Origin of the sequence: Bradyrhizobium centrolobii, from assembly GCF_001641635.1 — a bacterium.
GTDB lineage: Bacteria > Pseudomonadota > Alphaproteobacteria > Rhizobiales > Xanthobacteraceae > Bradyrhizobium > Bradyrhizobium centrolobii.
In genome coordinates, this window is sequence record NZ_LUUB01000096.1 from 24665 (window position 1) to 32705 (window position 8041).

The 8041-nt window shown below is 65.8% G+C and carries 7 protein-coding genes; all 7 read right to left on the bottom strand.

The features are described 5' to 3' along the window. Positions 1–11: 11 nt before the first annotated feature. Positions 12–830: an alpha/beta fold hydrolase gene (locus AYJ54_RS34920; protein WP_063706349.1), complete on the bottom strand. Its 819-nt coding sequence runs from the start codon at positions 828–830 to the stop codon at positions 12–14. Then, on the bottom strand, positions 830–1618 hold the full coding sequence (locus AYJ54_RS34925) for an SDR family NAD(P)-dependent oxidoreductase (RefSeq protein WP_063706351.1): 789 nt from the start codon (positions 1616–1618) through the stop codon (positions 830–832). Before AYJ54_RS34925 ends, AYJ54_RS34920 begins: the two co-directional genes overlap by 1 nt. 265 nt (positions 1619–1883) lie before the next feature. After that, complete coding sequence (locus tag AYJ54_RS34930) at positions 1884–2855, bottom strand: Bug family tripartite tricarboxylate transporter substrate binding protein (RefSeq protein ID WP_063706353.1); 972 nt, start codon at positions 2853–2855, stop codon at positions 1884–1886. A gap of 40 nt (positions 2856–2895) precedes the next feature. Continuing rightward, positions 2896–4332, bottom strand: coding sequence for an MmgE/PrpD family protein (locus AYJ54_RS34935; protein ID WP_063706354.1), 1437 nt, complete (start codon positions 4330–4332; stop codon positions 2896–2898). A gap of 17 nt (positions 4333–4349) precedes the next feature. Continuing rightward, a complete protein-coding gene (locus AYJ54_RS34940; protein ID WP_063706356.1) occupies positions 4350–5804 on the bottom strand; it encodes an MmgE/PrpD family protein in 1455 nt (484 codons plus the stop codon). Further along, positions 5794–6828 carry a PdxA family dehydrogenase gene (locus AYJ54_RS34945; RefSeq protein ID WP_063706358.1) on the bottom strand — a complete coding sequence of 345 codons (1035 nt, stop codon included), beginning with the start codon at positions 6826–6828 and terminating at the stop codon, positions 5794–5796. Before AYJ54_RS34945 ends, AYJ54_RS34940 begins: the two co-directional genes overlap by 11 nt. Positions 6829–6834: 6 nt before the next feature. Beyond that, a partial coding sequence (locus AYJ54_RS34950) for a cation:dicarboxylate symporter family transporter (RefSeq protein WP_063706493.1) occupies positions 6835–8041 on the bottom strand: 1207 nt, incomplete at its 5' end.

The following is an 8041-nucleotide window of genomic DNA, read 5'->3' on the forward strand; positions in this document are numbered from 1 at the left end:
GGACGCGTGTCTCACGTCTTAAGCCGGTCGAAAAACTCCCGAACCATCCGCGCACAGACGTCGGGGTCGGTGGCCGCGACGTGATAGGAATCGCCGGGCAGCACTTCGAGCTTGGAGCCCGGAATCGTCTGCTGCCAGGCCTTCACCGAATCGACGCTGCCGAGCCCCGAGCCTGTCGTCGTGACGACGAGCGTCGGCCGCTTGATGGCCGGTAGTTCGCCGGTGACGTCGACCGTCGGCACCATCTTCAGGAACGCCTCGAGCGTCGAAGCCTTGGTCTTCGACATCAACTTGATCCACCAGTCGATCGCCGGCGACGGCAGCGACGAGCCGAGCCGACCGGCCGTGGTCTCGCGCACCCAGGCTTCGACGCCCTGTTCGCGGATCTGCTTGCGCCAGGTCGGCGCCCGTTCGGAGAACGAGGTCAGCGAGGCCGGCGCACCGACCGCGGCGAGCGCAATCACGCGGTCCGGATGATTTGCCGTGAGATGCATCGCCAGCGTGCCGCCGATCTTGCCGCCGACGAGGAAGACGCGATCGAGCTTCAGCGCGTCCAGCAGCCGCACGATGTCGTCGCCGAGGCCTGCGAAGCGATAGACGTAGTCGCCCTGCATCGGCGTCGAATCGCCATAGCCGCGCAGATCGGGACGTACCACGAGGTGATGCGTGGCGAAATACGGCACCCAGCGCCGGAACGCCTCACCGCTCTCGGCAAGTCCGTGCAGCATGACGACCGGCGGCTTGGTGTCCCAGGGCAAGAGATAGTCGTCGAGGCGAACCGCAAGCTCGCAATCATCGCTGACACCGATTTTCCGCAGTTCGCTAGCCATCAGATACACCTCGTTCCACCGCCATCGACGTTGATGCAGGTCCCAGTAATGAAAGATGCGCGGTCTGAACAGAGGAATGCGACGAGGCCCGAGACTTCGTGCGGCTGCCCGACGCGCCCGAGCGGCACCGAGGCGATGGCGGCGGCGTTCGCCGTGCCGCGATCCTGTCCCGCAATCGCCGCGCCCTGCGAGACCAGGCTGTCCCAGCGATCGGTCTGCACCGGACCGGGATTGACGCCGGTGACCAGCACGTTGTCGGGCGCGCATTCCTCGGCGAGCGCCAGCGTGAAGTTGAGCAGCGCCGCGTTGACCGCGCCGCCTGCCATATAGGCCGCACGCGGCTGATGCCCGCTGCGGCCGATGATGTTGATGACGCGGCCCCATCGTCGGTCGCGCATTTCCGGCAGGACGCTGCGGGCGCAGCGCATATAGCCGAGCAGCTTCAGCTCGATCGACTTGGCCCAGGTCGCGTCTGGCGTATCGGCAATCCTGCCCATCGGCGAGGCGCCGGCGTTGTTGACGAGGATGTCGATGCGGCCAAAAGCCTCGCGCGCGGTATCCATCGCGCGCGCGATATCGTCAGTCTTGGTCATGTCGCCGGCGCAGGCGATCACGCGCCGCCCGGTATCGCGCGACATCTCCTGCGCGGCCGCTGTAAGCCGCTCGGCGTCGCGCGCGACGATCACCACATGTGCCTGCTCGCGCGCGAGCTCGGCGGCGATCGCCCGTCCGATGCCGATGCTGCCGCCGGTGACGACGGCGACCTTGCCGCCTAGATTCAGATCCATGACGCCGCCCTCGCCCGCTTCCAGGCCGTTATTGCACCCATCTCGATCACCTAGCCCAGAATGTGCTGACTATTGGTAAGATCGACGCAATCACGGGCTCCGCCTTACCTCTCCCGTTTGCGGGGGAGGTCGGCGCGAAGCGCCGGGTGGGGGCTCTCTCCACACGGGGAGTGTCCATTGTGGAGACACCCCCACCCCCGCCCTCCCCCGCAAGCGGGAGAGGGAGCGCACTTTTTCCGCGGCAACAATCAAACTTCATTACGCCTTAGTCCACGGTGGCGCCGGAGGCCTGGATGATCTTACCCCACTTCGCGGTCTCGTCCGTCATGAACTGACCGAACGCAGCGCCGAAGACGGTGCCGGGCTCCGCGCCAAGTTCGGCGAATCGCTTCCTGACATCGGGCATCTTCAGGATGACTTCGAGCTCGCTGCTCAGCTTGGCGAGCGCGGGCTGAGGCGTCTTCGCCGGCGCGACCAGCCCGAACCAGGATGAGGCCTCGAAACCGGGAACGGTCTCGGCCACCGTCGGCACGTCTGGCAGAGCGTCTGTGCGCTTTGCGCCCGCGACCGCAATCGCATTGATCGCCTTGCCCTGGATCTGGGGCAGCACCGCAGGCATGTTGTCGAACATGAACGGGATTTGTCCCGCGAGCAGGTCGTTCATCGCCGGCGCCGCGCCGCGATAGGGCACGTGCACGATATCGATGCCGGCCATGCTCTTGACCAGTTCGCCCGCGAGGTGATTGGTCGAACCGATGCCGGACGAGCCGAAATTCAGCGATCCCGGCTTGGCCTTGGCGAGCGCGATCAGCTCGCTGACGTTCTTCGCAGGCACTGACGGGTTCACGACCAAGACGATCGGCACGGAGGCGATCAGCGCCACCGGTGCGAACGCCTTGGCCGGATCGAACGGCAGCTTCTTGTAGAGGGCGCCGTTGATCGTCAGCGGCGGCGGCGCGGTCAGCAGCAGGGTGTAGCCGTCGGCCTCTGCGCTCGCGACCGACTCGGCGCCGATATTGCCGCCGGCGCCGCCGCGATTCTCCACGATGAAAGTCTGGCCGCACCGCTCGGCGAGCTTCTGCGCGACGATGCGGGCAATGATGTCATTGGAGCCGCCCGCCGGGAACGGCACGATGATCTTGACGGGACGGGACGGATAATCCTGCGCCGCAGCAGTGCCACAGATCAGAACGGCCGCGCAGGCGGCCAGAAAGAAGCGACGGACAATTCCGCGCATGCGCATTTCCTTGATGTTTGTCTTATTGTTGGTTGTTGCATCACGCGGTGAGCAATGGCCTCAATTGTCCGGCGTCGTCAAGCCGTTCGAGATTGCCGATCTGCTCGATCAGCTTTTCGGCCCTGTCGGCACCCAGCACCGGCGCGATCAGGTCCCGCGTCTTCGCCGCTACGGCTTCGGTGCTCAGCGGATTCTCCTTGGTGCCCGGCGGGTACTTCGTGAAGTGGTCCACCTTCCTGCCATCAGTCAATGTCACTTCGACGACAGCGCCGCGCGGCGCGGCCGGATCCATCAGCGCCTTGTCCCCGGCCAGCGTCACCTTGGCGCGCTGTTCAAGGATCTTGGGATCGTGCATCAGCGCGACATCGTGGCTGTCGTTGAACGAGACGGCTCCCTTGACAAGTGCGACCGCCACAAGGTGCTGGCAATTGACGTCGGGCATCGCGCTCTCGCCGACGATCCCCATCGCGTCGGTCGGAAGCTTGACCAGGATACTGCGCACATTGTCCGGGGGCAGGCCATGCTGCTTGCGCAGCGTCAGGATGGCATCCAGCGGCGACTGAATGGGATAGCCGACCGAATAGGTCTTGATCGCCGTCTCCGTGACGTAGAACCGGCTGCCTAGATCCTTGACCATCTCCTCGGGCTTCGGATCGCTCGACAGCGCAATGAAGAGATTATGCGTGCCGTCCAGCACGTCGTCGACGCCGGTCAGCCCGGCCTTCACCATGTCGACGGCCATGACGCCGTTGCGTGCGCCCATGCCGGCGAAATCGAACGCCTTCTCGATGTGATCGTGATCCTTCACCCAGCTCCAGAGGCCGGAGACCTGCTGCGAGGAATAGGAGATCGCATAGCGCATGCCCTTCTCGTCGAGACGCGCCAGCGAGGCGGCGGCGCCAAGCGCCCCGAAGGTCGAGGACGTTCCCTCGGCGCTGCGATGAGAGCCGCGCACGAGGTCCGGCCCCAGCGCCAACAGGAGGCGGCAGGTCAGGTCATAGCCGAGCACGACGGCGCGAATGACGTCCTGCCCGCCGCGATGCTCCCGCTCGGCCATCGCCAGTGCGGCCGGCACCACCGAGCATCCCGGATGCGCCTTGGTGACCGGCTCGAAATCGTCGGTCTCATCGGCATGGGCGCACATGGCATTCGCCAGCGCCGCGTTCACCGCCGTGGTGCGGAAGTCCGAACCGATAACCGAGGCCTGCGCGTCGCCGCCGAGAGTACGGACGTATTTCAGCGCCATCTCGCCCGGCTTCATGCGCGAGCCCGACACCATCGCGCCGAGGGTGTCGAGAATGCGGTGCTTGCATTCGCGCACGACCTGATCGGGCAGCGCCTGATCGCGTGCGGCGACCATGTAGCGGGCCAGCCGCTCGGTGACGCCCGGGCCGGCGGCGCCGACCGTGCGCCCGCCGGCTGCAACCAGAGCGGCGATCGAGCCTGCGGATTGGAGGAAACGGCGGCGTGACGGCATTCTTATCGGCTCCGGAATCAGGATGAGACGGACATCTTGGCGATTTCCGCCGCGTTAGCCAGACCTTCGACATTCCAGCAGGCGTCCATGACCCGCCGGATCGCAGCAGTGGGAATGATGCCGTCGGCGAGGTCCGAGAACTTGGTCTCGAGCTGCTTGTCGGTCATCGGTACCTCGACGCTGCCGATCGCGTGTTGGATGAAGCGGTTCAGCTTGCGCCCGTCCTTCAGCACGATGGTCAGATCGACCTGCTCCGGCTTGATGCCGGCTGTGATCACCGGAACCACCTTGCCGCGCAGCGCGACGACGGTCGGATCGGTCACGGCGCGATCGCTGAACTGCTTCTCGCCGCCGGCGCCCTCGACGATCGCAACCGCGACCGCGTGATAGATGCTGAACTTGCCTTCGAGCCCCTGCTGCGGCGTCTTCTTGCCGGTGAGCTCCAGCACGAGCGGATGGACCTTCACGTCGACGCGCTCGATCTGGTCGGCGGTCAGCCTGTTCTCGTTGCGAAGCTGGATCGCCGCATCGATCGCCGGATGCATCACGATGCCGCAGGCGAACGGCTTGTAGGTGTTCAGCGCAGCCTCGTAGCGCTCGCCGAGATCGCCCAGGATCTCGTTATAGTCCTGCTTGGTGCTTATCGTGTTGGCCCAGCCGCGCTTGGCCTCGATCATCGCGTCGGACGAGGTGAAGTTCTTCGACGCCAGGATGGCCGCGAAGATGCCGTTGGACGCGGCGCGGCCCGGATTGAAGCTTTTGTTCATCGAGCCGAAGGATTCGCGGAGGCCCACCGGCTGCGACGCGGCAAGACCGAGCGCCCAGGTCATCTGCTGCTCGTTCAGCTTCAAGAGCTTGCCGACGGCGGCGACTGAACCGAACACGCCCGCCGTGCCGGTGATGTGCCAGCCCACATCGTAATGGTTCGGGTAGACCGAGTTTCCGATCCGGCACTCGGTCTCGACGCCGAGCACGAGCGCGTTCAAGAACTCCTTGCCCGAGACCGGCTGCATCTCCGACACCGCGAGGATCGCCGAGGCGACGGGGCCGGCGGGATGGATGATCGTCTTCAGATGCGTGTCGTCATAGTCGAAGATGTGGCTCGATACGCCGTTGATGAAGGCCGCGTTCATGATGTCGAACCGCTCGCGCCGCCCGAACAGGGAAGCCTGCTGCGGCCCTGAGAACGGGCCGAGCGCGGCGACCGCGATATCGACCGTCTCGTGATGCGAGCCGCCGATCGCGACCCCGACCCAGTTCAACAGCGTGCGGACGCCCTCTTTGCGGACATTGGCCGGCAGGTCGTCATAGCTCGCGGTGACCAGATAATGCGCGAGCGCGCGTGTCACCTCCTTGGGCGGCGCGGCCGCGGGCGCTGCGGCCGGCGCTTGCGCGAAGGCGGCATTTGCACCGGCCGTGGCGAGCGGAAGTGCGGCAGCTGCCTGAAGCAGGGTCCTGCGATCAGTGTGCATGGGATGCCTCCAGTACTTTCATCGAAGCCAGTTTCGCCGCAAGGCGGACCGCGCTTTCGAGCGCGCCGGTGTTGGCCACGCCCTTGCCGGCGATGTCGAATGCCGTGCCATGCGAGGGCGTGGTGAAGACGGTCTCAAGACCGGCGGTGACGGTGACGCCACGATTGAAGCCGCGCAGCTTGGTCGCGATCTGGCCCTGGTCGTGATACATCGCGACCACGCTGTCGAACTCGCCGGCGAAGGCGCGGATATAGACGGTGTCGGCGGGATACGGCCCGCTGCACGCAATCCCCGTCTTCGCGGCGGCTTCGACGGTCGGACGGATCATCTCGATCTCGTCACGGCCGAACAGGCCGCCCTCGCCGGCATGCGGATTGAGCGCGGCGACCGCAATCCGCGGCTTGGCGACGCCGGCCTTGCGCATCATGCGATCGACCAGCTCGATCGCATCGGTGATGCTCGCCGGATGGATGCCGTCCAGCGCCTCGCGCAGCGACTGATGCCCGGTGACGCGCGACATCCACTGGCCGTCCAGCACGTTCATCTCCGAGAAATAGGAGGTGTGCCCGAGCAGGCTTGCGAACATCTTGTGCTCGTCGGGAAACTTCCAGCCGCCGTCGAACATCGCGCGCTTGTTCAGCGGCGCGAAGGTGATCGCGTCCACCTCGCCGACCTTGGCGAAATCGATCGCGCGCGACAGCGTCTCGCCGGTCAGCCGACCGGACTCGGCATTGGACTTGCCGAGCGGGAATTTTGTGGGATCGGTGTTGCCGAGATCAACGAGCTGCACGGCACTGCTGCCCCACGAGGCCGCCTTGGGCGACGCGATGCGCTCGACTTTCAGGTTCACGCCGGCATGCGCCATGCCCATCTCGAGCACGCGGGCATCGCCAACCACGACGAGGCGCGCAACGTCGGCGAGACGATCGTCGGAGAGGATGCGCGCGGTCTGCTCGGGACCGATGCCGGTGCAATCACCCGGGGTCAGTGCGATGACCGGGAGTTCATTGGTGTTGGTAGCCATTGATCCTTACTTCACTACTTGGGTTTGAGCGGCGGACTGGGCCCAGTCCGCGCGGTTGAATTCGCCGTCCCACTTGGCGACCACGATCGCGGCGACCGCGTTGCCGATGGTGTTGGTGATGGCGCGCGCCAGCGACATGAAGCGGTCGATGCCGAGCAGCAGCGCCAGTCCCTCGGCGGGCAGTCTCGCGGCAACGACCGTCGCGGCGAGCGCAGCAAAAGCTCCGCCGGTGACACCGGCGGCGCCCTTGCTGGTGAACAGCATCACCACGAACAGGCTCAGCTGCTGCGCGGCGGTCAGCTCGATGCCATAGACCTGCGCGACGAAAATCGTGCTGAGCGGCAGCGTCAGCGCGACGCCGTCGAGGTTGAAGGAATAGCCGGAGGGGATGACGAGGCCCGCCACCGCGCGACCCACACCCGCCTTCGGCAGCTTCTCCATCATCCCGGGAATGGCGGTTTCCGACGACGACGTACCGAGCACGACGAGCAGCTCGGTGCGCAACATGCGCAACAGATCCATCAGGCGAATGCCGGCGAGGCGGCAGATCGTGCCGAGGATGACGAAGATGAAGAACGCCATCATCGCCCAGGCGGTGCCGACCAGCAGCGCCAGCGCATAGAGCGTCGCGGCGCCGAACTTCGCGACCGTGAAGGCCATGGCGCCGAACGCCCCGATCGGCGCCAGCGCGACGACGACATGGACGACGCTGAAGACGAGCTCGGTCACCCGCTCCAGGCCCGAGCGCAGCGGCCCGGCCTTTTCGCCGAGGAGCAAGAGGCCGATGCCGCAGAGCAGCGCGAGTACGAGAACCTGGAGCACGTCGCCGCTCGCGAACGCGCCGATAAAGCTTTCCGGGATCATGTGCTGGATGTAGGCCGAGAGCGAGCCGACATGGGCCTGCGAATAGCGGGCGACCGTCTCGGCCTGCTGCGCGGTGGCGTGGGCAACGCCAGCGCCGGGCTGAACCCAGCGCACGACCAGCAAGCTGATCAGCAGGCAGAGGGTCGTCACGCCCTCGAAATAGACGAAAGCCTTGAGACCGATGCGTCCCACAGCCTTCATGTCGCCGACCTGCGCGATGCCGGTGACCACGACCAGGAAGATCAGCGGCGCGATCGTCATCTTGATCAGCGAAATGAAGCTGTCGCCGAGCGGCTTGAATTCGACCGCCACGGTCGGCAGCAGGAAGCCGAACAGCGCGCCGAGCGCA

Bases quoted from the DNA above. Each gene is read 5' to 3' on its own strand.
- AYJ54_RS34920 (WP_063706349.1), bottom strand. From the start codon at position 830: ATGGCTAGCGAACTGCGGAAAATCGGTGTCAGCGATGATTGCGAGCTT.
- AYJ54_RS34925 (WP_063706351.1), bottom strand. From the start codon at position 1,618: ATGGATCTGAATCTAGGCGGCAAGGTCGCCGTCGTCACCGGCGGCAGC.
- AYJ54_RS34930 (WP_063706353.1), bottom strand. From the start codon at position 2,855: ATGCGCGGAATTGTCCGTCGCTTCTTTCTGGCCGCCTGCGCGGCCGTT.
- AYJ54_RS34935 (WP_063706354.1), bottom strand. From the start codon at position 4,332: ATGCCGTCACGCCGCCGTTTCCTCCAATCCGCAGGCTCGATCGCCGCT.
- AYJ54_RS34940 (WP_063706356.1), bottom strand. From the start codon at position 5,804: ATGCACACTGATCGCAGGACCCTGCTTCAGGCAGCTGCCGCACTTCCG.
- AYJ54_RS34945 (WP_063706358.1), bottom strand. From the start codon at position 6,828: ATGGCTACCAACACCAATGAACTCCCGGTCATCGCACTGACCCCGGGT.